This window comes from Pseudomonas sp. P4_C1 (assembly GCF_056402155.1).
On the sequence record NZ_JBFUHY010000007.1, the window covers coordinates 145,329 to 169,170 of the forward strand.

19 protein-coding genes are annotated in these 23,842 nt (G+C 59.5%); 6 read left to right on the forward strand and 13 right to left on the reverse strand.

Annotated features, from left to right (window positions below; all coding sequences use genetic code 11):
• Window positions 1–348: 348 nt before the first annotated feature.
• The 4 genes from AC1DU9_RS07640 to AC1DU9_RS07655 all read right to left on the reverse strand — a co-directional run bounded on the left by AC1DU9_RS07640 (window position 349) and on the right by AC1DU9_RS07655 (window position 4,064).
• Window positions 349–1,506 (reverse strand): osmoprotectant ABC transporter ATP-binding protein OsmV, encoded by a 1,158-nt coding sequence (locus AC1DU9_RS07640; protein WP_223458632.1) that lies wholly within the window; start codon window positions 1,504–1,506, stop codon window positions 349–351.
• Between the two features lie 222 nt (window positions 1,507–1,728).
• Complete coding sequence (locus AC1DU9_RS07645; RefSeq protein WP_477809976.1) at window positions 1,729–2,421, reverse strand: ABC transporter permease; 693 nt, start codon at window positions 2,419–2,421, stop codon at window positions 1,729–1,731.
• A 12-nt stretch (window positions 2,422–2,433) separates the two neighbouring features.
• Window positions 2,434–3,327, reverse strand: coding sequence for a glycine betaine ABC transporter substrate-binding protein (locus AC1DU9_RS07650; RefSeq protein ID WP_477809977.1), 894 nt, complete (start codon window positions 3,325–3,327; stop codon window positions 2,434–2,436).
• A gap of 20 nt (window positions 3,328–3,347) precedes the next feature.
• The gene (locus AC1DU9_RS07655) at window positions 3,348–4,064 is read right to left on the reverse strand and encodes an ABC transporter permease (RefSeq protein WP_223458637.1); all 717 of its coding nucleotides are present in this window, start codon (window positions 4,062–4,064) and stop codon (window positions 3,348–3,350) included.
• A gap of 439 nt (window positions 4,065–4,503) precedes the next feature.
• Here AC1DU9_RS07655 and AC1DU9_RS07660 point away from each other — a divergent pair, with 439 nt between their 5' ends.
• Window positions 4,504–6,087, forward strand: a complete 1,584-nt coding sequence (locus AC1DU9_RS07660; RefSeq protein ID WP_056728283.1) for a peptide chain release factor 3 — start codon at window positions 4,504–4,506, stop codon at window positions 6,085–6,087.
• A 343-nt stretch (window positions 6,088–6,430) separates the two neighbouring features.
• Window positions 6,431–6,685 carry a hypothetical protein gene (locus tag AC1DU9_RS07665; RefSeq protein ID WP_223458639.1) on the forward strand — a complete coding sequence of 85 codons (255 nt, stop codon included), beginning with the start codon at window positions 6,431–6,433 and terminating at the stop codon, window positions 6,683–6,685.
• A 198-nt stretch (window positions 6,686–6,883) separates the two neighbouring features.
• On the opposite strand, the gene AC1DU9_RS07670 is transcribed toward AC1DU9_RS07665, so the two are convergent.
• The 9 genes from AC1DU9_RS07670 to AC1DU9_RS07710 all read right to left on the reverse strand — a co-directional run bounded on the left by AC1DU9_RS07670 (window position 6,884) and on the right by AC1DU9_RS07710 (window position 18,859).
• Window positions 6,884–7,864: a peptide ABC transporter ATP-binding protein gene (locus tag AC1DU9_RS07670; RefSeq protein ID WP_223458641.1), complete on the reverse strand. Its 981-nt coding sequence runs from the start codon at window positions 7,862–7,864 to the stop codon at window positions 6,884–6,886.
• Window positions 7,864–8,832, reverse strand: coding sequence for an ABC transporter ATP-binding protein (locus tag AC1DU9_RS07675; protein ID WP_008051721.1), 969 nt, complete (start codon window positions 8,830–8,832; stop codon window positions 7,864–7,866). The genes AC1DU9_RS07670 and AC1DU9_RS07675 overlap by 1 nt, the downstream gene beginning before the upstream one ends.
• A 10-nt stretch (window positions 8,833–8,842) precedes the next feature.
• Window positions 8,843–9,754 (reverse strand): ABC transporter permease subunit, encoded by a 912-nt coding sequence (locus AC1DU9_RS07680; RefSeq protein ID WP_223458643.1) that lies wholly within the window; start codon window positions 9,752–9,754, stop codon window positions 8,843–8,845.
• Between the two features lie 10 nt (window positions 9,755–9,764).
• Complete coding sequence (locus AC1DU9_RS07685; protein WP_223458645.1) at window positions 9,765–10,775, reverse strand: ABC transporter permease subunit; 1,011 nt, start codon at window positions 10,773–10,775, stop codon at window positions 9,765–9,767.
• A 72-nt stretch (window positions 10,776–10,847) separates the two neighbouring features.
• Entirely contained in the window at window positions 10,848–12,443 is a 1,596-nt protein-coding gene (locus tag AC1DU9_RS07690; RefSeq protein WP_477809978.1) for an ABC transporter substrate-binding protein, read from the reverse strand.
• Window positions 12,444–12,521: 78 nt separating this feature from the next.
• Window positions 12,522–13,955, reverse strand: coding sequence for an OprD family porin (locus AC1DU9_RS07695; protein WP_223458650.1), 1,434 nt, complete (start codon window positions 13,953–13,955; stop codon window positions 12,522–12,524).
• A 173-nt stretch (window positions 13,956–14,128) separates the two neighbouring features.
• Window positions 14,129–15,730, reverse strand: coding sequence for an ABC transporter substrate-binding protein (locus AC1DU9_RS07700; RefSeq protein WP_477809979.1), 1,602 nt, complete (start codon window positions 15,728–15,730; stop codon window positions 14,129–14,131).
• Window positions 15,731–16,032: 302 nt separating this feature from the next.
• Window positions 16,033–17,658, reverse strand: a complete 1,626-nt coding sequence (locus tag AC1DU9_RS07705) for an ABC transporter substrate-binding protein (protein ID WP_223458655.1) — start codon at window positions 17,656–17,658, stop codon at window positions 16,033–16,035.
• 484 nt (window positions 17,659–18,142) lie between these two features.
• Window positions 18,143–18,859, reverse strand: coding sequence for an SIMPL domain-containing protein (locus tag AC1DU9_RS07710; protein ID WP_223458658.1), 717 nt, complete (start codon window positions 18,857–18,859; stop codon window positions 18,143–18,145).
• Window positions 18,860–19,192: 333 nt separating this feature from the next.
• Between AC1DU9_RS07710 and AC1DU9_RS07715 the strand changes: the two genes are divergently transcribed.
• From AC1DU9_RS07715 to AC1DU9_RS07730, 4 genes are all read left to right on the forward strand, one after another.
• The gene (locus tag AC1DU9_RS07715) at window positions 19,193–20,455 is read left to right on the forward strand and encodes an ATP-binding protein (RefSeq protein ID WP_223458661.1); all 1,263 of its coding nucleotides are present in this window, start codon (window positions 19,193–19,195) and stop codon (window positions 20,453–20,455) included.
• Window positions 20,448–21,008, forward strand: a complete 561-nt coding sequence (locus tag AC1DU9_RS07720; protein ID WP_007981466.1) for a response regulator transcription factor — start codon at window positions 20,448–20,450, stop codon at window positions 21,006–21,008. Before AC1DU9_RS07715 ends, AC1DU9_RS07720 begins: the two co-directional genes overlap by 8 nt.
• A gap of 97 nt (window positions 21,009–21,105) precedes the next feature.
• Window positions 21,106–22,833: an ABC transporter ATP-binding protein/permease gene (locus AC1DU9_RS07725; RefSeq protein ID WP_223458663.1), complete on the forward strand. Its 1,728-nt coding sequence runs from the start codon at window positions 21,106–21,108 to the stop codon at window positions 22,831–22,833.
• A 194-nt stretch (window positions 22,834–23,027) separates the two neighbouring features.
• Entirely contained in the window at window positions 23,028–23,777 is a 750-nt protein-coding gene (locus AC1DU9_RS07730; protein WP_223458665.1) for a FadR/GntR family transcriptional regulator, read from the forward strand.
• The last annotated feature ends 65 nt before the right edge of the window (window positions 23,778–23,842 follow it).

The window sequence follows — 23,842 nt, forward strand, 5'->3', positions numbered from 1 at the left end:
TGTTCCCGAAGATTTATGAAGTGTTAAAAATACCTGCACGTTCGACGCTTTTGTGCGCTAACTCGCTAGTAACTACGATGGCGTCAACATCGGCGACGTTGGCTGCGAAAAGGTAGGCTGAGAGAGGATTTGACTATTTCGGAGCGTGTTTTCGGACAGATTTTACAGTCACTACTGTTGATATTTTTTTCCGGCTTACCGATTACTCAAAAAATGCACAAACCTTGTAGGAGCGAGCCTGCTCGCGATGGCATTTTCACTGCCAACATCGTCGTTGACTGACATCGCGCCATCGCGAGCAGGCTCACTCCTACAGGTTTTGCGTTTTTTACCGGGCGATATGAGTGATCAGGCGATCACCGCCTCAGCTGGCGAGACGATATTGGTCTTCATCCCGCGCGAACGACCCGAGCTCAGATACGCAGCAATCGACTCCTGCGTCACCTCACCCAAAAACACCCGCTCGGCATCCATCACTGGCAGCCACGCCCGATTGAACTCGTACATGCGCGACAGCAGGATGCGCAAATGTTCGTCGTACGCCGCCGTGGCATTGAAGTCGCGTTGGTACTGCGCGCAGGTGCCGGTCTGACGGTGCAGGTCGCGACGTCGTACGTAACCCAGGGCTTTGTTCCCGGCACAAGTGACCACCACATAGCGTCGGTCATGCTCGTCCATCAACTCCAGCGCTTCGACCACCGGTGTATGCGGGCTGACGGATGGCGCGTTGTCCGCCGCATCTTCGGCTTTCACCAGCAGCAGGCGCTTGAGCGTGCTGTCCTGGCCGACAAAGTTGCTGACAAAGTCATCCGCCGGGTGCGCGAGCAGAGTGTCCGGGTGATCGATCTGCAGCAGCTTGCCGGCGCGGAAGATCGCGATCTTGTCGCCGAGCTTGATCGCCTCGTCGATGTCGTGGCTGACCATGATCACCGTCTTGTTCAGCGCCCGCTGCATTTCGAAGAACTCGTTCTGGATCATCTCGCGGTTGATCGGGTCGACCGCGCCGAAGGGTTCGTCCATCAGCAACAGTGGCGCATCGGCGGCCAGTGCGCGAATCACGCCGATCCGCTGTTGTTGGCCACCGGACAACTCCCGCGGATAGCGATGCAGGTATTGCTTGGGTTCGAGCTTGATCATGCTCATCAACTCGCGGGCGCGGTCGTGGCACTTTTGCTTGTCCCAGCCGAGCAGTTTCGGCACCACGACGATGTTCTCCTCGATGGTCATGTTCGGGAACAGACCGATCTGCTGGATGACGTAGCCAATGTTGCGGCGCAGGGTCACTTCGTCGAGGCCCGTGGTGTCTTCGCCATTGATCAGGATCTTGCCCGAGGTCGGTTTGATCAGGCGGTTGATCATTTTCAGCGTGGTGCTTTTGCCGCAACCCGATGGCCCGAGGAACACACAGATTTCGCCTTCATTGACGGTCAGGCTTACCGAGTCCACGGCTTTCACATCTTTGCCGTTGCTTTGGAAGGTCTTGCTGAGGTTTTGAAGTTCTATCATTTGAGCAGTCCAAGTAGGGGGTGTTCGCCGCAAATGGCGGAGCGCGTTGGAGCTGTGATCTCGCCGGGCAAGGCGTGGGACGCAGGAAATGTCGTTTCCTTTTCAAGTCCCACAACGCAGCCCGGCGAGATCACAGCTCCAACCCGGAGGGCCGTGCCCCACAAAGCGCAATCCGTCGTTGCTCGTCGTTCATTTGAAGAAACCAAATCTCTCTCCTCGCGCCTAGTCTTGCGCTTTGTGGGGCGACGGCGCGCCCGTCATTTGCGGCGAACACCCCCTACTCGTCAGCGAACGTTGCAGCACTTGCAGGATCAGGTCGGCGATGATCGCCAACACACTGACCAGTACGGCGCCGACAATCAGCATCGACATGTCGCTGCGGCTGATGGAAGCGAGGATGAGTACGCCGAGGCCGCCGGCACCGATGGTGGCGGCGATGGTCATGACGCCGATGTTCATCACCACGGCGGTGCGCACACCGGCGAGGATGACTGGTACGGCGATGGGCAGTTCGACCATGCGCAGGCGTTGGCCGAAGGTCATGCCGATGCCGCGGGCGGCTTCGCGGATGCCCGGCTCGACGCTGGTCAGGGCCAGGTAGGTGTTGCGCATGATCGGCAGCAGCGAATAAAGGAACACGGCCGTGATCGCCGGCATCGGCCCCAGGCCCTGGCCGAACTTGGAGTAGAACGGCAGCAGCAGGCCGAACAGGGCTATCGACGGCACGGTCAGCAGCACGGTGGCGCTGGCTTGCAACGGACCGGCGAGGCTCGGAAAACGTGTCATCAGAATGCCCAGCGGCACGCCAACCAGAATCGCCAGGGTCACGGCGATGCCGACCAGCGTGATGTGTTGCCCAGTCAGGTGCATCACCTGTTGCCAGTCGAGATGGGAAAAGGCGTTCAAGAATTCCATGACTTCTCCTTCTCAGTTCAATGGATGCTGGCGCAGGAAATCGGCGGCAACGGCTGAAGGGCTTTGATGATTGACATCGACCCGCGCGTTGAGCTCGCGCATGGTGTTGTCGTCGAACAGTTCCGCCAGCGGCTTGAGCTGTGCGGCCAATTGCGGATGCGCATCGAGGTAGGCCTGACGCACCACCGGCGCGGCGGTGTAGTCGGGGAAGTAGTGCTTGTCGTCCTCCAGCAGCTTCAGCTTGAAGGCGTTGAGGCGACCGTCAGTGGTGTAGACCAGACCGGCAAACACCTGCCCGTTACGCAGTGCGGTGTAGACCAGGCCGGCATCCATCTGCCGGATGTTCTTGCGGGTCAGGTTCATGTCGTAGAGCTTGACCATGCCATCCAGACCGTCCGAACGGTTGGCGAACTCGGTATCCAGCGCCACCAGGTTGTTGGTATCGGCTTCCTTGCGCAGCACCGTGTTCAGCTCACTGATGGTGTTGATGTGCGGGTATTGGTCGGCGACGTTCTTCGGCAGGGCGAGGGCGTAGGTGTTACTGAATTTCGACGGGGTGAGCCAGACCAGGCCTTTTTTTCCGTCGAGTTCTTTTACTCGTGCGTAGGACTGTTCGCTGTCGAGTTTTTCAGTGACATGGTTGTAGGCCACCAGCGAAACGCCGGTGTATTCCCAGAGCATGTCCAACTGGCCACTTTCGTGGGCGCTGCGGGCCAGGTTGCTGCCCAGGCCACCGGTCACTTGCACTTCGTAACCTTTGGTGCGCAGGTACTGCGAGGTGATTTCCGCCAGCAGGGTCTGTTCGGTGAACACCCGGGCGCCGATGCGGATGACGGGTTTTTCCGCAGCTTGGGCAAATCCTGCGAACAGCAGGACGCAGCCTAGTAAAAAGCTTGATGTTTTCATGACGATTCCTTTGCCGAGGCTTAAGACGGGCGCAAGCCGCGTTCGAGCCAGAGGCGGCTGGCGAGGGTCACCAGGCCATCGAGCAACAAGGCCAGCAGCGCGGTACACGCGGCGCCGAGCAGCAATTGCGGCTGATTGTTCAGGGCGATGCCGGGGAAGATCAGGCTGCCGAGACTGTTGGCGCCGATCAGGAACGCCAGCGGCGCCGTCCCGACATTGATCGCCAATGCCACGCGCACGCCACCGATGATGATCGGCACGGCGTTGGGCAATTCGACTTTCCACAGCACCTGGAGCGGGGTCATGCCGATGCCGACGGCGGCTTCCTTGAGCGAACCCTGAACGTTTTTCAGGCCTTCGTAGGTGTTGCGCACGATGGGCAGCAAAGAGGCGAGGAACAGAGCGAAGATGGCCGGGCCGCTACCGATGCCGAGAATGCCCAAGGCGATGGCCAGGACGGCCAGGGGTGGAACGGTGTTGCCGATGTTGAAGAACTGCATGAAGCGTTCGGCACGGCCGACCATGGACGGGCGGCTGAGGAAGATACCGGCAGGAATGCCCACGACAAGGGCGGCCAGCATGGACGCGAGGACGAGAACCAGATGAGCTTGCAGGTAAAACAACAAATCGTCGCGGTAAAGTTCGATCGTATTGATGCCGATCCAGTGGATCAGCAGGGCCAGAAGGGCGATTACCAGCGCGCCTCCTATCAGCCCTTTGCCATAGTGGATAGCCACAGGCGGACTCCTTTTTTCAGTCGGCGAACACTTTTTCGTGTGGCAACGCCATTCCTGGCTGCCGAAAAAATGCTCGCGATAAGCAGCTCATGCCGAGCGCATTCCAATGTAGGAGCGAGCTTGCTCGCGATGGGCGTCAACGATAACGCTGGGTACCTGAATGCACGCGTTGTCTGGACGTTTTTCGCGAGCGAGCTCGCTCCTACCGTGGAAGGCGTACGGCTTATCGAGCCATGAGCACAACCTCGTCAGGCCGAATTGCAGGTGTTTCAGGCCCCCGACGAGTGGTCGTAACGGGGGAGTGGACGTCTCCGTGCTTTAAAAGGTTCCCATCTGAAGCAGCATTTGGCCACCCCTGATGTGCTCAACGGTTCGGTTCTTCGATCAACTTGGGCTATAATCTGCGCCCTTTTTTGAATCACCTGCCAGGCGATTTCCCATGACCAAACAGGCCGCCGAAGTCGCGAAACGCCGCACTTTCGCCATTATTTCCCACCCCGATGCCGGTAAGACCACCATCACCGAGAAGCTCTTGCTGATGGGCAAGGCGATTGCGGTAGCCGGTACGGTGAAATCGCGTAAATCCGATCGCCATGCCACCTCCGACTGGATGGAAATGGAAAAGCAGCGTGGTATCTCCATTACCACGTCGGTCATGCAGTTCCCGTATCGTGAGCACATGATCAACCTGCTCGACACCCCGGGCCACGAAGACTTCTCCGAAGATACCTACCGCACCCTGACGGCGGTGGACTCGGCGTTGATGGTGCTCGACGGCGGTAAAGGTGTAGAGCCACGGACCATCGCCCTGATGGACGTCTGCCGTCTGCGTGACACGCCGATCGTCAGCTTCATCAACAAACTCGACCGTGACATCCGCGACCCGATCGAACTGCTCGACGAAATCGAGGCCGTCCTCAAGATCAAGGCGGCGCCGATCACCTGGCCGATTGGTTGCTACCGTGACTTCAAAGGCGTGTATCACCTCGCCGATGACTACATCATCGTGTACACCGCCGGTCACGGCCACGAGCGCACCGAAACCAAGATCATCGAGAAGCTCGATTCCGATGAAGCCCGTGCGCACCTGGGTGACGAATACGAGCGTTTCATCGAGCAGTTGGAACTGGTGCAGGGCGCCTGCCACGAGTTCAACCAGCAGGAGTTCCTCGACGGTCAACTGACCCCGGTGTTCTTCGGTACGGCGCTGGGCAACTTCGGTGTCGACCACGTCCTCGACGCCGTCGTTGATTGGGCACCCCGTCCGCTGGCACGCGTGGCCAACGAGCGCACCGTGGAGCCGGTGGAAGAGAAGTTCTCGGGCTTCATCTTCAAGATCCAGGCGAACATGGACCCGAAACACCGCGACCGTATCGCCTTCATGCGTATCTGCTCCGGCAAGTACGAAAAAGGCATGAAGATGCGCCACGTGCGCACCGGCAAGGACGTGCGGATCGGCGACGCGCTGACCTTCTTCTCCTCCGAGCGTGAGCAGCTGGAAGAAGCGTTTGCCGGCGACATCATCGGCCTGCACAACCACGGCACCATCCAGATCGGCGACACCTTCAGCGAAGGCGAAGCCCTGGGTTTCACCGGCATCCCGCACTTCGCCCCGGAACTGTTCCGCCGTGTGCGTTTGAAAGATCCGCTGAAATCCAAGCAATTGCGCCAGGGCCTGCAACAGCTGGCCGAAGAAGGCGCGACCCAGGTGTTCTTCCCGGAGCGCAGCAACGACATCATCCTCGGCGCCGTCGGTGTGCTGCAGTTCGATGTGGTCGCCAGCCGTTTGAAAGAGGAATACAAGGTCGAATGCTCCTACGAGCCAATCACCGTTTATTCCGCGCGCTGGATCGAATGCAGCGACAAGAAGAAGCTTGAGGAATTCTCCAACAAGGCTGTGGAAAACCTGGCACTGGACGGCGGCGGTCACTTGACCTACCTCGCGCCTACGCGGGTCAACCTGGCACTGATGGAAGAGCGCTGGCCGGATGTTAAATTCCGTGCGACGCGTGAGCATCATTAAGCACTGAGCTGCAAAATTCAAAAGCCCCGTTGCGAAAGCCTCGGGGTTTTTTATTGTCCGCATTTCCATGATTGACGATGGATCCCTGTGGGAGCGAGCTTGCTCGCGATAGCGGTGTGTCAGTCGACATTAATGCTGGCGGCAGGTCCGTCATCGCGAGCAAGCTCGCTCCCACAGGATTCTTCGGTGTTAGTTGAATTTGGAATCGCCCCTATTCCAAACCAGTCTCCAATCCAAGGGCATTTCCGCGGGTTCGACAACGTCCAATCTGGAGAACCCGGCTGATCGGAACTAGATTTCACTCAGCACCAGACAGGCACTCTACGAAAGGAAGGAATCGGCTATGAACAGGTTGTTTCGCGTTTTACTGCTGTTGAAGGTGATGGTGATGCTCTCGCTCGGAACTTCGATGGCGTGGGCCGAGTGTATCGATCATGGGGAGCAGGCTTCGAGCGGGCAGGCGGGTTATGCGGGGTTGATGCTTGCCAAGTCCGAATCGGAACCGGGAGATCAGGGGCAGGGTGGCGCTGACAACGACGATGACTCGACTACCGACGAGCCGGACTCCGATGAAGAAGAAGGTGACAGCCAGACGTAGTCGCTCAATGGCAAGTAAAAGAAAACCCCTTCTGCCTGACTGATGCGCAATCGAGGCGGAAGGGGTTTGGTCAACGCATCAAGAGTTTGAGCAGCTCAATCCCTGTAGGAGCTAGCCTACTAGCGATTGCGGTTTGTCAGTAAACAGAAATGTTGACTGGTATGTCGCAATCGCCAGCAGGCTGGCTCCTACAGTTTTTTATGCCGCGCCGTCGAGGAATTGCTCGGCGTAGTGGCAAGCCACCTGGCGAGTGTCGAGCAGGCGCAGGGCCGGCTCTTCAGTGCTGCAACGCTCGGTGGCGTACGGGCAGCGCTTGTGGAAAGCGCAGCCGGACGGCGGGTTCAGCGGGTTGGGCAATTCGCCGACGATCTTGATTTTCGGCTTGTTCGGATCCGGGTGGATGGCTGGCGTCGCCGACAACAGCGCCTGGGTGTAGGGGTGCAGAGGACGGGAGTAAATATCCTCTTTCGGGCCCATTTCCACCGGGCGACCGAGGTACATCACCATCACGTGGTCGGCAACGTGGCGTACCACCGCCAGGTTGTGCGAGATGAACACATAGGCGGTGTTGAACTCCTGCTGCAAATCCATGAACAGGTTGAGCACCTGCGCCTGAATCGACACGTCCAGCGCCGAGGTCGGTTCGTCCGCTACCAGCACTTTCGGTTGTAGCATCATGGCGCGGGCCAGGGCGATCCGCTGGCGTTGACCGCCGGAGAACATGTGCGGATAACGCTGGTAGTGCTCGGGACGCAAGCCCACCTGCTTCATCATCGCCTGGACTTTCTCGCGACGTTCCGCGGCGCTCAGGTTGGTGTTGATCAGCAGCGGCTCACCCAGTTGATCGCCGACTTTCTGCCGAGGGTTCAACGAGGCGTACGGGCTCTGGAACACCATCTGCACGTCTTTGCGCAGTTGTTTGCGCTGGGCCTTGTCGGCACCGGCGACTTCCTGGCCGGCAATTTTCAAGGAGCCGGAGGACGGCTCTTCGATCAGGGTCAGGGCACGGGCCAGGGTGGACTTGCCGCAACCCGACTCGCCGACGACGGCGAGGGTCTTGCCGGCTTCCAGTTCGAACGACACGCCGTTGAGGGCGCGCACAGTGGCGTGACCCTTGAACAGGCCTCGGGACACCTCGTAGTGACGGGTCAGGTCGCGGGCGGTAAGAACGACGGCCATTACGCCACCTCCTGGTTCAGCGGGTAGAAGCAGCGAGCGAGGCTGTTGCTTTTCTGGTCTAGTGCCGGACGTTGTTGACGGCAGTTGTCTTTCACGTAAGGGCAGCGCGGCGACAGCAGGCAACCCTGCGGGCGGTCGTAGCGACCGGGCACGATGCCTGGCAACGTCGACAAACGCGCGGCGCCGAGGCTGTGTTCCGGAATCGCCTTGAGCAGCGCTTCGCTGTACGGGTGTGCCGGAATGTCGAACAGTTGCGGTACCTGACCGACTTCGACCGCTTGCCCTGCGTACATCACGCACACGCGCTGGGCGGTTTCGGCCACGACGGCGAGGTCGTGGGTGATCAGCACCAGGCCCATGTTCTGCTCTTTCTGCAACGCCAGCAGCAGGTCCATGATCTGCGCCTGAATGGTCACGTCCAGCGCCGTGGTCGGTTCGTCGGCGATCAGCAGTTTCGGTTCGCCGGCAATCGCCATGGCAATCGCGACGCGTTGGCTCATACCACCGGACAGTTGATGCGGGTAGGCGTCCATTCGGCTGGCGGCACCCGGGATTTCAACTTTTTCCAGCAGTTCGATAGCGCGCTTGCGCGCGGCCTTGCCGGACATTTTCAGGTGCAGGCGCAGCACTTCTTCGATCTGGAAGCCCACGGTGTAGCTCGGGTTCAGCGCGGTCATCGGATCCTGGAAGACCATGGACAGGTCTTTACCGACGATCTGTCGACGCTGGCGATTGTTGAGCTTGAGCATGTTCTTGCCGTCGAAATTCAGGGCGTCGGCGGTGACGATCCCCGGATGCTCGATCAGGCCCATCAGCGCCATCATGGTCACGGACTTGCCGGAACCCGATTCGCCAACGATGGCCAGCACTTCGCCCTTGTCCACTTGCAGGTCGAGGCCATCGACCACTGGCGTGGCGTTTTTGTCGCCGAAGCGAACGTTGAGATTCTTGATTTCTAACAGTGACATGGGAATCTCCTCAGGCGGCGTTCTTGAGTTTCGGGTCCAGCGCATCGCGCAGGCCGTCGCCCATCAGGTTGATTGCCAGCACGCTGAGCAAAATGGTCAAACCAGGCAGGCTCACCACCCACCAGGCGCGTTCGATGTAGTCGCGAGCCGAAGCCAGCATGGTGCCCCACTCAGGGGTTGGCGGTTGTACGCCAAGGCCGAGGAAGCCCAGTGCGGCGGCATCGAGGATCGCCGAGGAGAAGCTCAGGGTGGCCTGAACGATCAGCGGCGCCATGCAGTTAGGCAGCACGGTGACGAACATCAGGCGTGGCAGGCCGGCACCGGCCAGGCGCGCGGCGGTCACGTAGTCGCGGTTCAGTTCGCCCATCACCGCAGCGCGGGTCAGACGAACGTAGGACGGCAGGGACACCACGGCGATGGCGATCACGGTATTGATCAGGCCAGGGCCGAGGATGGCAACGATCGCCACGGCCAGCAGCAGGGACGGCAGGGCCAGCATGATGTCCATCAGGCGCATGATGGTCGGGCCGACCACGCGCGGGAAGAACCCGGCGAACAGGCCCAGCAGGATGCCCGGAATCAACGACATCACCACCGATGACAAGCCGATCATCAGTGACAGGCGCGAGCCAGTGATCAGGCGCGACAGCAGGTCGCGGCCCAGTTCGTCGGTACCGAGCAGGAATTGCAGTTGCCCACCTTCCAGCCAGGCCGGCGGGGTCAGCAGGAAATCGCGGTACTGCTCGCTCGGGTCGTGGGGGGCAACCCACGGGGCGAAGATCGCGCAGAAAATCACCAGCAACATGAACATCAGGCCGGCGACGGCACCTTTGTTCTTGGAGAACGCTTGCCAGAATTCTTTGTACGGAGACGGGTACAGCAGGCTTTGATCGACTGCTACCGATGGAATTGGAGTGGTCATGGTCATGATCTCAGCGCTGGTGACGGATGCGTGGGTTGGCAAAGCCGTAGAGGATGTCCACTACGAAGTTGACCACAATCACCAGGCAGGCGATTAACAGGATGCCGTTTTGCACGACGGGGTAATCCCGGGCGCCAATGGCTTCGATCAGCCATTTGCCGATGCCCGGCCACGAGAAGATGGTCTCGGTCAGAACCGCGCCGGCCAGCAGGGTGCCGACTTGCAGGCCGACCACCGTCAGTACCGGAATCAGCGCGTTACGCAGACCGTGCACGAACACCACGCGCGACGGCGACAGACCCTTGGCCTTGGCGGTGCGAATGTAGTCTTCACGCAGCACTTCGAGCATCGACGAACGGGTCATCCGCGCGATCACCGCCAGCGGGATGGTACCCAGCACGATGGCCGGCAGGATCAGGTGGTGCAGGGCATCGAGGAACGCGCTGACGTCATCGGCCAGCAGTGTATCGATCAGCATGAAGCCGGTGCGTGGCTCGATGTCGTAGAGCAGGTCGATCCGCCCGGACACTGGGGTCCAGCCCAGCGACACCGAGAAGAACATGATCAGGATCAGGCCCCACCAGAAGATCGGCATCGAATATCCCGCCAGGGAGATGCCCATCACCCCATGGTCGAACAGGGATCCTCGCTTGAGTGCCGCGATCACTCCGGCCAAGAGGCCCAGGACACCGGCGAACAACAGCGCGGCCGAGGACAGTTCCAGGGTCGCGGGGAACAGCGAGGTGAATTCGGTCCAGACGCTTTCACGGGTACGCAGGGATTCACCGAGATCGCCGTGGGCCAGTTTGCCGATGTAATCCAGGTATTGGGCATACAGGGGTTTGTTCAGACCTAGGCGTTCCATTGCCTGAGCGTGCATTTCGGGATCGACCCTGCGTTCTCCCATCATGACTTCCACGGGGTCGCCCGGGATCATGCGAATCAACGCGAAAGTCAGCAAGGTGATACCGAAGAACGTGGGGATCAGTAACCCCAGTCGGCGGGCAATAAAACTAAACATCGTGTGTTGTACCTCATCAGCCGGTTAGGCGTGCCCGGCATGCCAGGGTCAGGCATGCCGGGAGTTTTCTTATTACTTCACCTGGGTGGTGGCGAAGTTGTTGGTGGTGAGGGGGCTAATGTGATAGCCCTCTACGTTGTTGCGCATTGCGGTAAACATTCGAGTGTGCGCCAGGCTGATCCACGGTTGGTCCTGGTTAAAAATGACCTGGGCCTGCTCGTACAGGGCTGCACGCTCGGCCGGGTCGGTTTTTTCCCGGGCCTGATCGATCAGGGCCTGGAACTTGTCATTGCACCAGCGTGCATAGTTTTCGCCGTTCTTGGCCGCTTCACAACTGAGCATAGGCGTCAGGAAGTTATCCGGGTCGCCGTTATCGCCCGCCCATCCGGCGGAAACCATGTCGTGCTCGCCGTTTTTCGCGCGCTTGAGCATTTCGCCCCATTCCATCACGCGAATGTCGATCTTGATCCCGACCTTGGCCAGGTCGGCCTGCATCATCTGTGCGCCGAGCATCGGGTTCGGGTTGGTTGCGCCGCCTCCGTTGCGGGTGAACAGGGTGAAGGTGGTGCCTTCCGGTACGCCGGCTTCCTTGAGCAGGGCGCGAGCCTTGTCCAGATCACGGGCCGGATTCTTCAGTGTGTGGTTGTAGCCCAACAGGGTGTCCGGGAACGGGTTGACTGCGGCTGTTGCATTGCCCTTGCCGAACAGCGCGTTGACAGCAGCTTCCTTGTCGAAGGCGATATCGATGGCTTTACGCACCCGTACATCGCTCAGGTACTTGTGCGTGGTGTTGATGGCGATGTACGCGACAGTCATCGCATTCAGCTCATCGACCTTCAGCTTGTCGTCTTTCTTGATGCTCGGAATGTCATCCGGTTTTGGATACAGCGCGACCTGGCACTCGTTGGCCTTGAGCTTCTGCAGGCGCACGTTGTTGTCGGTGGCGATGGCCAGGATCAACGCATCGGCCGGTGGCTTGCCACGGAAGTACTCCGGGTTGGCCTTGAAGCGAACCTGGGCGTCCTTGTTGTAACGCTGGAAGACGAACGGGCCGGTGCCGACCGGTTTGTTGTTCAGGTCGCCGGTCTTGTTGGCCTTGAGCAACTGGTCGGCGTACTCGGCGGAGTAGATCGAAGAGAAGGCCATGGCAATGTCGGCCAGGAACGGTGCTTCAGGACGGGTCAGGGTGAACTTGACCGTGTTGTCGTCGACTTTCTCGACGCTCTTGAGCAGCTCCTTGAAGCCCATGCTTTCAAAGTACGGGAAGCCCACGCTCGACAGTTTGTGCCACGGATGATTCGGGTCCAGCTGGCGCTGGAAGCTCCAGACCACATCGTCGRCATTCATGTCGCGGGTCGGCTTGAAGTATTCGGTGGTGTGGAACTTGACGCCTTTGCGCAGGTGGAACGTGTAGCTCAGGCCGTCTTCGCTGATATCCCAGGAATCGGCCAGCGCCGGAATCACTTCGGTGGTACCGGGTTTGAAGTCTGCCAGGCGATTGAAGATGGTTTCGGCCACCGCATCGGCTGTGACTGCAGTCGTGTACTGGACCATGTCGAAGCCTTCGGGGCTGTTTTCGGTACAAACCACCAGCGGTTTGGCCGAGACACCGACAGCGACACTGAGCAACGCAGCCGCGATGGCCGCACGTAGGGGAAGCATTTTCATCAAGAACCCTCTGCAATCAGTTAAAGGACAAAAGCCGAACGGCCAATTCGTCAATGAATCAGCCGTTCGGCAGCGGCATTACAGGATGTTGAACGGAACCGTGGTCACGAGACGGAACTCGTTGATGCTGCCGTCAGCCTGGTTTTCGCTGGCACGGTGAGCGGTGTAGGTGCCGCGGATCGTGGTGGCCTTGAGCGGGCCGCTCTGCACGGCGTAGGTTGCGCCGATGCCGTATTCATAGTGGTGTTCGCCATCCTGGGACTGGATGCCGTCGTAACCCTTGCCGGCCACGCCGCCGTTGCCGGTGTAGTGAGTACCGTCGATACCCCAGCCGCGAGCCTGGTAGATGTTGAACTTCAGGCCCGGCACGCCGTATTCGGCCATGTTCAGACCGTAGGCAACCTGGAACGATTTTTCGTTCGGGCCGTTGAAGTCCGACAGCAGGGAGTTGGCCAGGTAGATGCCGTTGGTTTCGTGCAGGTAGTCGAAGTACTCGTTACCGTTCACTTCCTGGTACGAGAAGGTCAGGGTGTGGGCCTGGTGGGTCAGACCGAACGACAGCGAGTAGGTGTCGTTGTCGATATCGCCGATCAGGGCTTTACCGGTTTCCTTGGTTTTGTAGTAGTTCAGGCCGGTGGTCAGGCTCAGTACCTGGCTGTCGCCCAGTACGTGAGAGGCGCCGAAGTAGTACTGGTTCCAGATGTCTTCAGCCTGGGTCGCCCAGAGGCTGGTGGTCAGGCTGGCGAGCGGGTTGTAAGTGATACCGCCGGTGTAGATGTGGTCGGATTCGACGATGCCGTTGGCGTATTCGGTGCGGAATTTGCGCAGGCTTTCTTCGGTACGCGGAGAGTTGCGGTCGAAGGTGGCCAGGTCGAAGGCCAGGTTGTTCAGTTCTTCGCTGTGGATGGCCACGCCCTGGAAGCTCGAAGGCAGTGCACGGTTACCGATCACGTCGACCATCGGGCTGCTGAAGTTCATGCGGCCGGCGGTCAGGGTGCTGTTGGAGACACGGGCCTTGACGTTGGCCAGGCCCAGTTTGCTCCACTGGCCTTGAGCGTCGCCGCCTTCCTTGGTCAGGGTACGGTTGTTGCCCGCGCCTGGACGAGAGCCCGGTGCGCCACCGTTGTTGGACGCCAGGTCTTTGCGGTCCCGGTCCAGGGCAACGGCGTTGTAGGCGGCGACTTCAGTGCTGAAACCGACAGTGCCTTCGGTGAAGCCCGAGTTGTACTTGAGGATGGTGCCCTGGACCCAGTTGATCCGGCGATCGGTCGGGGTCGAAACGCCGTCCTTCTTGTAGGCGAACTTGGCGCCGCGTTGCAGTTGTTCGTTGGCGTACCAGTTACGCGTGGTGCCGGTGATCGACTGGCCTTCGACAAAGCCGGTGGCTTCACTTTGGGCGCTTTTCTCGTTCACGGTAACCGGGGTGAAGGCCTGGCTTTGGGTTTCTGCGTAAGCCGTGGCGGTTACGCTGCTTATGGCCAAGGCCAATAACGCGGTGCTGCTCAGTTTCATGGGTAAAGCTCCTTACTTTCTATTTTTATGCCGGTCTTTTTTTGTGATCCGGCTATTGGTTTAGAACTCATTCACGGCATCGCAAACGTTTGCTGTCGGCCAAATTGGCAAAAGACGGCAAAGCGTCTGCGTGAGGGCGGAAAATCTGCCCCCCGGCATTTCTGGCTAATCGGTTATTTTTCTATGCTGACACCCGAGAAAACGTTGCGACCGAACGGGCTCACTTTGAACCCTTCGATTTTGGCGCTCAGCGGCTGGTTGACCGTTGAGTGGGCGACTGGCGTGATCGGCACTTGCTGCTTGAGCAACTGCTGCGCCTGTTTGTAGAGCAGGGTGCGCTGGTCGCGATCGGTGACGACCTTGGCCTGCTTGATCAGCTTGTCGTAGGCCGGATCACACCACATCGAGTAGTTGTTACCGCCAATGGCGTCGCAACTGTAGAGCGTGCCCAGCCAGTTGTCCGGATCACCATTGTCACCGGTCCAGCCGATCAGGCTGATGTCGTGTTCGCCGTTCTTGGTGCGCTTGATGTACTCGCCCCACTCATAGCTGACGATCTTGACCTTGAGGCCGATCTTCGCCCAGTCAGCCTGGAGCATTTCGGCCATCAACTTGGCGTTGGGGTTGTACGGACGCTGGACCGGCATGGCCCAGAGGGTGATTTCAGTGCCCTCCTTGACGCCGGCAGCCTTGAGCAGCTCCTTGGCTTTTTCCGGGTTGTAGGCGGCGTCCTTGATCGTGTCGTCGTAGGACCATTGGGTCGGCGGCATGGCGTTGACCGCCAGTTGCCCCGCACCCTGATAAACGGCATTGAGAATGCCTTGCTTGTTCACCGCCATGTCCAGCGCCTGGCGTACTTCGAGCTGGTCGAACGGTTTGTGGCGCACGTTGTAGGCGATGTAGCCGAGGTTGAAGCCAGGCTTCTCGATCAGTTGCAGGGCCGGGTCGTTCTTCAGCGCGGTCACATCGGCAGGGCGCGGGTGCAGGGTGATCTGGCACTCGCCGGCCTTGAGTTTCTGCACGCGCACCGAGGCGTCGGTGTTGATGGCGAAAATCAGGTTGTCGAGCTTGACCCGGCTCGGGTCCCAGTAGTACTGGTTGCCGGTGTAACGGATGTTCGAGTCTTTCTGGTAGCTCTTGAACACGAACGGTCCGGTGCCGATCGGCTTCTGGTTGATGTCGCTCGGCTTGCCTTCGGCGAGCAGCTTGTCGGCGTATTCGGCCGAAAGGATCGCGGCGAAGCTCATGGCGATGTTCTGGATGAACGCGGCGTCCACGCTGTTGAGCGTCATGACCACGGTCAGCGGCCCGTTTTTTTCGACCTTGGCGATGTTCTTGTTCAGGCTCATGCCGTTGAAGTACGGAAACTCTGTCGGATATGCCTTACGGAAAGGCTGTTGCGGATCGAGCATGCGATTGAACGTGAACAGCACGTCATCGGCATTGAGATCGCGGGTCGGCGTGAAGTATTTGGTGGTATGAAACTTCACCCCTTCGCGCAGGTGAAAGGTATATTTGAGGCCGTCCTCGGAAATATCCCAGCTCGTGGCCAGGCCCGGTACGACGTTGGTTGCGCCTTTTTCAAACTCTGCCAACCGGTTGTACAGCGGTTCGGCGGCGTCGTTGTCGGTCGCAGTGGTGTACTGCGCCGTGTCGAAACCGGCGGGGCTGCCTTCGGAGCAGAACACCAGGCTGTTGTTGGCGGCCTGGCTGATGGAAGTGGCGGCCAACAGGCCGGTGCCCAGCAATGCGGATAAAACCAAGGTATGGCGCATAACGCTCCTTTTCTCTCAAAGTGTTGTCAATGAGCCGCCGTCCCGTCTGCGGACGTAGAGGCATCATTGATTTCAAGCCATGCACGCAGCAGTAACCGATGACCCACGCATGCGCTGGTCGGATCCCGACGGTATGAGCCACGGGTCCGGCAGTAAATGCGTAAAGTCCTAAAGGCTCGTAGGAAATGGCGACGCGTCCTCCCCCGATGCTGTAGTCAGCTGCGGATTTGGATGTAGGCAAATTCCTGCTTGCTCGGTAGATAAAGCAACGGCGACGTCAGAAACGTCGCCGTTGCAATGTCTTACTTGCTGACGCTGACGCCGTAGAAGGAGTTCAAGCCAAATGGGCTGATCTTGAAATCCTGCACGTTGTCGCGCATGGGTTGGAACACCGTCGAGTGAGCGATAGGTGTCATAGGCACAGCATCTTTGAGCACGTGTTGCGCCTGCTTGTACAGTTCGGTGCGTTTGGCCTGATCGGTCGTACGCTTGGCTTCCTTGACGATGCCGTCGAACTTCTTGTCGCACCATTTGGAGAAGTTGTTGCCTTCCAGCGAGTCGCAGCCGAACAGCACGTTCAGCCAGTTGTCCGGATCACCATTGTCACCGCTCCAGCCAATCAGCATCGCCTGGTTCTCGCCACCTTTGGAGCGCTTGATGTACTCGCCCCACTCGTAGCTCTGGATCTTGACCTTGAGGCCGATCTTGGACCAGTCGGACTGCAGCATTTCTGCCATCAGTTTGGCGTTCGGGTTGTACGGACGCTGTACCGGCATCGCCCAGAGAACGATTTCGGTGCCATCTTTCACGCCGGCTTCCTTGAGCAGCTCCTTGGCTTTCTCAGGGTTGTACGGCGCATCCTTGATGGTGGTGTCGTAGGACCATTGGGTCGGCGGCATGGCGTTGACCGCCAGTTGGCCGGCGCCCTGGTACACGGAGTCGATGATCTGTTGCTTGTTGACCGCCATGTCCAGCGCCTGGCGCACCTTCAGCTCGGCCAGCGGGTTCGCATCGGTTTGTCCCTTGACCTTGGGCATCACGTTGTAGGCGATGTAACCGAGGTTGAAGCCAGCCTGGTCAGGCACCTTCAGGGTCTTGTCTTCCTTCAGCGCTTTCAGGTCGGCCGGACGAGGGAACAGGGTGACCTGGCACTCGTTCTTCTTCAGCTTCTGAATACGCACCGACGGGTCGGTAGTGATGGCGAAGATCAGGTTGTCGATCTTCACGTCGTCAGGCTTCCAGTAGTCCTTGTTCCCGGTGTAGCGGATGTTGGAGTCTTTCTGGTAGCTCTTGAACACGAACGGGCCGGTGCCGACCGGCTTCTGGTTGATGTCGGCGGCCTTGCCTTCCTTGAGCAGCTGGGCGGCGTACTCGGCGGACTGCACGGAAGCGAAGCTCATGGCCATGTTCTGGATGAACGCGGCATCAACTTCTTTCAGAGTGAACTTGACCGTGTGGTCATCGACTTTATCGATCTTGGTGATGTTGGTATCCATCCCCATGTCGGTGAAGTACGGGAATTCGGTCGGGTACGCTTTGCGGAACGGGTCATCCTTGTTAATCATGCGATTAAAGGTGAACAGCACGTCGTCGGCGTTGAACTCACGAGTCGGCTTGAAATACGGGGTAGTGTGGAACTTGACGCCTTCACGCAGGTGGAAGGTGTAGGTCAGGCCGTCATCGGAGACGTCCCAACTGGTTGCCAGACCAGGAGTAACGGCGGTGCCGCCGCGCTCGAACTGGGTGAGGCGGTTGAACATGGTTTCTGCAGAGGCGTCGAAGTCGGTTCCGGTGGTGTATTGACCTGGATCGAAACCGGCCGGGCTCCCTTCGGAGCAGAACACCAGGTTAGTCGCTGCTTGGGCGAACGGTGCGCTGGCTAGCAAGCTTGCGCCAACTAAGAACGGAATGACCGCGTGTTTAAGCATGGTGGCCTCATGATTTGTTGTCATTTTTGGAATTTGAGGACGACCTCGTGAGTCGTGCCTGCGGATACTTATGCAGGGGCCATACCCAATGCAAGATCCAGAGTGACTACAAGCCTGAAACGGTGGTACGAACGTACCTTAATGTCGCATTTGTATAAATCCTGCCGCATTTAACCGTTTGCGCGGCATTTTTACGGTGCAAACGACGCACTTTCACGGTGCGTCCTGAGCGCAGGGTGCTCCCGATCAGGGCGGGGTGTTACTTATTCATACCCCGTTTTGTGGGGTGGGTATGGCGTGAATAAGAGTGGTTATTGTTGCACCGATAGTGGCCAGTCAATCTCAGTTGCACCCGGTGCAACTGCCGGCTTTTCCCGGTGGACTCTCCAGTTATAGCTCATGCCTGAAAACAGTCCCCTCCAAAAAAATAAAAAAACGGCGATCATGTGAGTGATCGCCGTTTTTTTTTTAAAAGGCTATCGATTCAAGGCATCAGCACTTCAATCGATCCATCGGCGGTCATGCTGACCTGGCTGGTGCCGGCTTCAACATCTGGCGTCACCGGTGCGGCGTCCATGGCGGCGGCTTTCATCATCATCGGCGCGCGCAGGTAAGGCTGTGGATAACCGTTGCTGTTGAGGTTCAGGTTGACGATTTTGTAGCTCTTGCCGCCCAGAGCATCAGTCGCAAGCTGGGCGCGGGCCTTGAAGGCGGTCACGGCGTCCTTGAGCAGGGCGTCTTCGCTGGCTTTGCGGGTCGGGGTGGCGATGGCGAAGTCCATGCCGCCCATTTTGAGGTCGGTGAGCAGCTCGCCGGTCAGCTTCGACAGCGCGGCGAAGTCCGAGCTTTCCAGGCGCAATTCGGCGCGCTCGCGCCAGCCGGTGATTTTCTGGCCCTTGGTATCGTAGATCGGGTAGCTGTTGCGACTGCCCTGACGCAGGGTGATGTCCTTGACTTTCTTGGCCTGGGCCAGCGCCTTGTTCATTACAGTGCTGACGTCGGCGGCGAGTTTGGCCGGGTCGCTGTTCTGTTCTTCGGTGTAGAGGGTCACGATCATCAAGTCGCGGGCCACTTCCTGACTGACTTCGGCGCGCAGGGAAATCTGGTTGTAATGCAGCTCGTCGGCGGCCAGGGCCGGGAGGCTGGCGACGGTGCCAACACTCAGGGCGAGGAGGGCGGCGCTGCGGCGGAATGTGTGCATGAAGGCTCCTTGGAAGGTGCGCAGGGGTATGGTCCGGGCCTGCGTGAAACCATCAGACTCTAGCTTTTATGCTCCGGTTCGCACAGTTACAACTTCTATACAGATGGGTCGTTAGGGGCCGCTTCGCGGCCAATCGCGAGCAAGCTCGCTCCCACAGGAGTGCGCATTCCAAATGTGGGAGCGAGCTTGGTCCGGGCGGCGTTCCGACGATGGCGGCCTTACAGGCGCAGCGGATCTTCCGGTCCTGTGGCCGTTTGCCGCACTTTTGCCTGTCAGCCCCCGTGCTTGGTTATACTCCCTGCGATCCGCCTGGAGCGCTCATCAGGAGAGCTCATGCTCGCCCCCGTTCAAATCACTTCCGCCACTCGCCAGAATCTCTGGCGGCTGACGTTCATCCGCACCTTGGTGCTGGCCGCACAGGCCGGTTCCGTGGGCCTGGCCTACTGGCTCGAATTGCTGCCACTGCCCTGGTTTCAATTGGCCGCGACCCTCGGTTGTTCGATGCTGTTGTGCGTGTTCACGGCGATTCGCCTGCGTACCTCGTGGCCGGTGACCGAGCTCGAATACGCCGTGCAACTGGCCTGTGACCTGTTTATCCACAGCGCCTTGCTGTATTTCTCCGGTGGCTCGACCAACCCCTTCGTCTCCTATTACCTGGTGCCGTTGACCATTGCCGCGGTGACGTTGCCATGGCGTTACTCGGTGATCCTGTCGGGTATCGCGCTGACGATGTACACGCTGTTGCTGGCACAGTTCTACCCACTGCAAACCTTCCCGATCGCTCGGGAAAACCTGCAGGTGTACGGGATGTGGTTGAGCTTCGCCCTCGCCGCCGCGGTGATCACGTTCTTCGCCGCGCGCATGGCCGAAGAGCTGCGCCGTCAGGAAGAGCTGCGCGCCATTCGTCGCGAAGAAGGCCTGCGCGATCAGCAACTGCTGGCCGTCGCCACCCAGGCCGCCGGCGCGGCCCATGAACTGGGCACGCCGCTGGCGACCATGAGTGTGCTACTCAAGGAAATGCGTCAGGACCACCATGACCCGATGTTGCAGGATGACCTGAGCGTGCTGCAGGATCAGGTCAAGTTGTGTAAAGAGACCTTGCAGCATCTGGTGCGCGCCGCGGAGGCCAATCGCCGGTTGGCGGTGGAGATCCAGGACGTCACCGATTGGCTTGATGAAGCCCTCAATCGCTGGCACCTGATGCGCCCGGAAGCCAGTTATCGCTTCCAGCGCCTCGGCCAGGGCCCGGTACCGCGCATGGCGCCGCCGCCGGACTTGACCCAGGCCTTGCTGAATCTGTTGAACAACGCCGCCGATGCCTGCCCCGAAGGGCTGCAAGTGACGCTGGACTGGGATTGGGAAAATCTCACCATCAGCATTCGTGATCATGGCGCCGGTGTGCCGCTGGCCATCGCCGAGCAAATCGGCAAACCGTTTTTTACCACCAAGGGCAAAGGCTTCGGCCTGGGCCTGTTTTTGAGCAAGGCCAGCGTGACACGCGCCGGCGGCTCAGTGAAACTCTACAGTCATGAGGAAGGCGGTACGCTCACCGAGCTGCGCCTGCCCCGTGTCGCCCGAGGAGACGAACATGAGTGAAGAGATCCAAGTCGAAGGCGAAGAACTGCCGCATTTGTTGTTGGTCGATGACGACGCCACATTCACCCGTGTCATGGCCCGCGCCATGGCCCGCCGCGGTTTTCGCGTCAGCACTGCCAGTTCCGCCGAAGAAGGCCTGGAACTGGCCAAGGCCGATCTGCCGGATTACGCCGCCCTGGACTTGAAAATGGACGGCGATTCCGGCCTGGTGCTGCTGCCCAAGTTGCTGGAAATGGACCCGGAAATGCGCGTGGTGATTCTCACTGGTTATTCGAGCATTGCCACCGCTGTCGAGGCGATCAAGCGCGGTGCCTGCAATTACCTGTGCAAACCGGCGGACGCCGACGACGTGCTGGCGGCGCTGCTGTCCGAACACGCCGACCTCGACAGCCTGGTGCCGGAAAACCCGATGTCCGTGGACCGCCTGCAGTGGGAGCACATCCAGCGCGTGCTGACCGAGCACGAAGGCAACATCTCGGCCACCGCCCGTGCCTTGGGCATGCACCGCCGCACTCTGCAGCGCAAACTGCAGAAGCGTCCCGTTCGTCGCTGAACCTGCGCTGAACGAATGCAGGCCGTATCTCACGATAAAACGAACCGATCATCTATGATCGGTTCGTTTGTGTTCTTTTCTCTAGCGAGCCTTATCCATGAATCAGAACGCTGAGTATTCCGCGGTCAACGACGCCGTGCGCGGGCAGTTTTTTCGCAAAGTGTGGGCGATGATCACGCCTTACTGGCGCAGTGAAGAGAAGGTCAAGGCCTGGACACTGCTGATCGCGGTGATTGCGTTGTCGCTGATCAGCGTGGGGATCTCGGTGTGGTTCAACACCTGGTACAAGGATTTCTATAACGCCCTGCAAAAGAAGGACGAGGCGGCGTTCTGGCAACTGATCCTGTACTTCTGCGCGATTGCGGCGGTGGCGATCGTCGGCGCGGTATACCGGCTCTACCTGACCCAGATGCTGACGATTCGCTGGCGGGCATGGCTTACGGAAAAGCACTTTGCGCGCTGGCTCGCCGACAAGAATTACTACCAGCTGGAGCAGGGCGGTTACACCGATAACCCGGACCAGCGGATTTCCGAAGACCTCAACAACTTCACCTCCAACACCCTTGAGTTGGGGATCGGGTTGCTGCGCAATATCGTCAGCCTGGTGTCGTTCTCGATCATTCTATGGGGCGTGTCGGGCAGCATTGAAGTATTCGGCATCACCATTCCCGGCTACATGTTCTGGTGCGTCCTGGTTTACGCCGTGGTGGGCAGTTGGCTGACGCATTTGATCGGTCGTCGCCTGATCGGCCTGAACAACCAACAACAACGCTTCGAAGCCGATCTGCGTTTCTCCATGGTGCGGATTCGCGAGAATGCCGAAAGCATCGCGTTGTACAACGGCGAGCCGAACGAAAATCGTCGGTTGAGCGGCCGCTTCGGGATGGTCTGGCATAACTTCTGGGACATCATGAAGGTGTCCAAGCGCCTGACGTTCTTCACCGCCGGTTACAGCCAGGCCGCCATCATCTTCCCCTTCATGGTTGCCGCGCCGCGTTACCTCTCCGGAAAGATCGAACTGGGCGAGCTGATGCAAATCAGCTCGGCATTCGGCAATGTGCAGGAGAGTTTCAGCTGGTTCATCAGTGCGTACCAGAGCCTCGCTTCCTGGCGCGCCACCTGCGATCGTCTGCTGAGCTTCCACCAGGCCATGCGTGACAACGAAGAGCGTGCGCCGGCCATCGACGTACAGAATTCGGGCTCGGTGCTGAAGGTGCACAACCTCGGCCTCGACCTGGCTGAAGGTCGTCACCTGCTGACCAACGCCGACATGACCGTGGAGGAGGGCGACCGTGTGATGCTCAGCGGTCGTTCCGGCAGCGGCAAGTCGACCCTGCTGCGGGCGATGGGCCATCTGTGGCCGGCCGGCCACGGCAGTATTCGCCTGCCAGCGGCGCGTTACCTGTTCCTGCCGCAAAAACCGTATTTGCCGATTGGCACCCTGCGCGATGTTCTCAGTTATCCACAGGCTGGCGATATCTATCCGAACGAACGCTACGTGCAGGTCCTGGAAACCTGTCGCTTGCCGCACCTGATTGCCCGTCTCGACGAAGCCAACCACTGGCAGCGCATGTTGTCGCCGGGTGAGCAGCAGCGCCTGGCCTTTGCCCGTGCGCTGCTTTATGCACCGCAATGGCTGTACATGGACGAAGCGACCTCGGCGATGGACGAAGAGGACGAGGCCACGCTGTATCAGGCGCTGATCGACGAGTTGCCGGGGCTGAGCATTGTCAGCGTCGGCCATCGCAGCAGCTTGAAGCGCTTCCACCCACGGCACGTTCGTATCGAGAATGGCCATTTGGTGGACCAGGCCGTGACCGCATAAACACCACTTACCCTGTGGGAGCGAGCTTGCTCGCGATGGCTGACTGACATTCAACGACGATGTTGCCTGACAGATTGTCATCGCGAGCAAGCTCGCTCCCACAGGGGGCAGTGCTCATCTTGACGGTGATCGTACAACTGCGTTGCGCTATGATGTGCTTTCAGCAGCCGAACTTTTCGAGACAGATGTTCACCATGGAAAACCTGAACGACGCACCACGCCTCCCACGCAAGCGCCGCAGCCTCGCTCAGGAACTGGTGACGGTGCTGTCCGAGCAGATCCGCGACGGTCATCTCAAGCGTGGCGACAAGTTGCCTACCGAGTCGGCCATCATGGATGCCCATGGCGTCAGCCGCACCGTGGTGCGCGAAGCGATTTCCCGTTTGCAGGCGGCAGGGCAGGTGGAAACCCGCCACGGTATCGGCACCTTCGTGCTCGACACGCCGAGCCCGAGCGGTTTCCGTATCGATCCGGCGACCGTGGTGACCTTGCGCGATGTGCTGGCGATCCTGGAACTGCGCATCAGCCTGGAAGTGGAGTCCGCCGGGCTGGCAGCGCAACGTCGCAATCCGGAACAACTGGCCAACATGCGCGCCGCCCTCGATGCGTTGAACGAAAGCGCCGCTCATGCCAGTGATGCCGTGGCGTCGGACTTCGCCTTCCACCTCGAAATCGCGCTGTCCACCGGCAACCGCTACTTCACCGACATCATGACCCACCTGGGCACCAGCATCATTCCACGTACACGGTTGAACTCCGCGCGCCTGGCCCATGACGACCAGCAGCACTACATGAGTCGCCTGAGCCGTGAGCACGAGGAAATCTACGACGCCATTGCCCGTCAGGATTCCGATGCGGCGCGGGCCGCCATGCGTTTGCACCTGACCAACAGCCGTGAGCGGTTGCGTCATGCCCATGAAGAGGCTGAGGCGCAGCGGGGGTAAGTAATCTGCCCTTGTCCTCCATCGTCTGAACTACCGCTATCGCGAGCAGGCTCGCTCCTACAGTG

What these genes read in the sequence shown, in the direction of transcription:
- AC1DU9_RS07710 (WP_223458658.1), bottom strand. Translation starts at nt 18,859, where the DNA reads ATGCACACATTCCGCCGCAGCGCCGCCCTCCTCGCCCTGAGTGTTGGC.
- AC1DU9_RS07640 (WP_223458632.1), bottom strand. Translation starts at nt 1,506, where the DNA reads ATGATAGAACTTCAAAACCTCAGCAAGACCTTCCAAAGCAACGGCAAA.
- AC1DU9_RS07730 (WP_223458665.1), top strand. Translation starts at nt 23,028, where the DNA reads ATGGAAAACCTGAACGACGCACCACGCCTCCCACGCAAGCGCCGCAGC.
- AC1DU9_RS07650 (WP_477809977.1), bottom strand. Translation starts at nt 3,327, where the DNA reads ATGAAAACATCAAGCTTTTTACTAGGCTGCGTCCTGCTGTTCGCAGGA.
- AC1DU9_RS07660 (WP_056728283.1), top strand. Translation starts at nt 4,504, where the DNA reads ATGACCAAACAGGCCGCCGAAGTCGCGAAACGCCGCACTTTCGCCATT.
- AC1DU9_RS07695 (WP_223458650.1), bottom strand. Translation starts at nt 13,955, where the DNA reads ATGAAACTGAGCAGCACCGCGTTATTGGCCTTGGCCATAAGCAGCGTA.
- AC1DU9_RS07645 (WP_477809976.1), bottom strand. Translation starts at nt 2,421, where the DNA reads ATGGAATTCTTGAACGCCTTTTCCCATCTCGACTGGCAACAGGTGATG.
- AC1DU9_RS07700 (WP_477809979.1), bottom strand. Translation starts at nt 15,730, where the DNA reads ATGCGCCATACCTTGGTTTTATCCGCATTGCTGGGCACCGGCCTGTTG.
- AC1DU9_RS07720 (WP_007981466.1), top strand. Translation starts at nt 20,448, where the DNA reads ATGAGTGAAGAGATCCAAGTCGAAGGCGAAGAACTGCCGCATTTGTTG.
- AC1DU9_RS07705 (WP_223458655.1), bottom strand. Translation starts at nt 17,658, where the DNA reads ATGCTTAAACACGCGGTCATTCCGTTCTTAGTTGGCGCAAGCTTGCTA.
- AC1DU9_RS07675 (WP_008051721.1), bottom strand. Translation starts at nt 8,832, where the DNA reads ATGTCACTGTTAGAAATCAAGAATCTCAACGTTCGCTTCGGCGACAAA.
- AC1DU9_RS07685 (WP_223458645.1), bottom strand. Translation starts at nt 10,775, where the DNA reads ATGTTTAGTTTTATTGCCCGCCGACTGGGGTTACTGATCCCCACGTTC.
- AC1DU9_RS07680 (WP_223458643.1), bottom strand. Translation starts at nt 9,754, where the DNA reads ATGACCACTCCAATTCCATCGGTAGCAGTCGATCAAAGCCTGCTGTAC.
- AC1DU9_RS07665 (WP_223458639.1), top strand. Translation starts at nt 6,431, where the DNA reads ATGAACAGGTTGTTTCGCGTTTTACTGCTGTTGAAGGTGATGGTGATG.
- AC1DU9_RS07670 (WP_223458641.1), bottom strand. Translation starts at nt 7,864, where the DNA reads ATGGCCGTCGTTCTTACCGCCCGCGACCTGACCCGTCACTACGAGGTG.
- AC1DU9_RS07715 (WP_223458661.1), top strand. Translation starts at nt 19,193, where the DNA reads ATGCTCGCCCCCGTTCAAATCACTTCCGCCACTCGCCAGAATCTCTGG.
- AC1DU9_RS07725 (WP_223458663.1), top strand. Translation starts at nt 21,106, where the DNA reads ATGAATCAGAACGCTGAGTATTCCGCGGTCAACGACGCCGTGCGCGGG.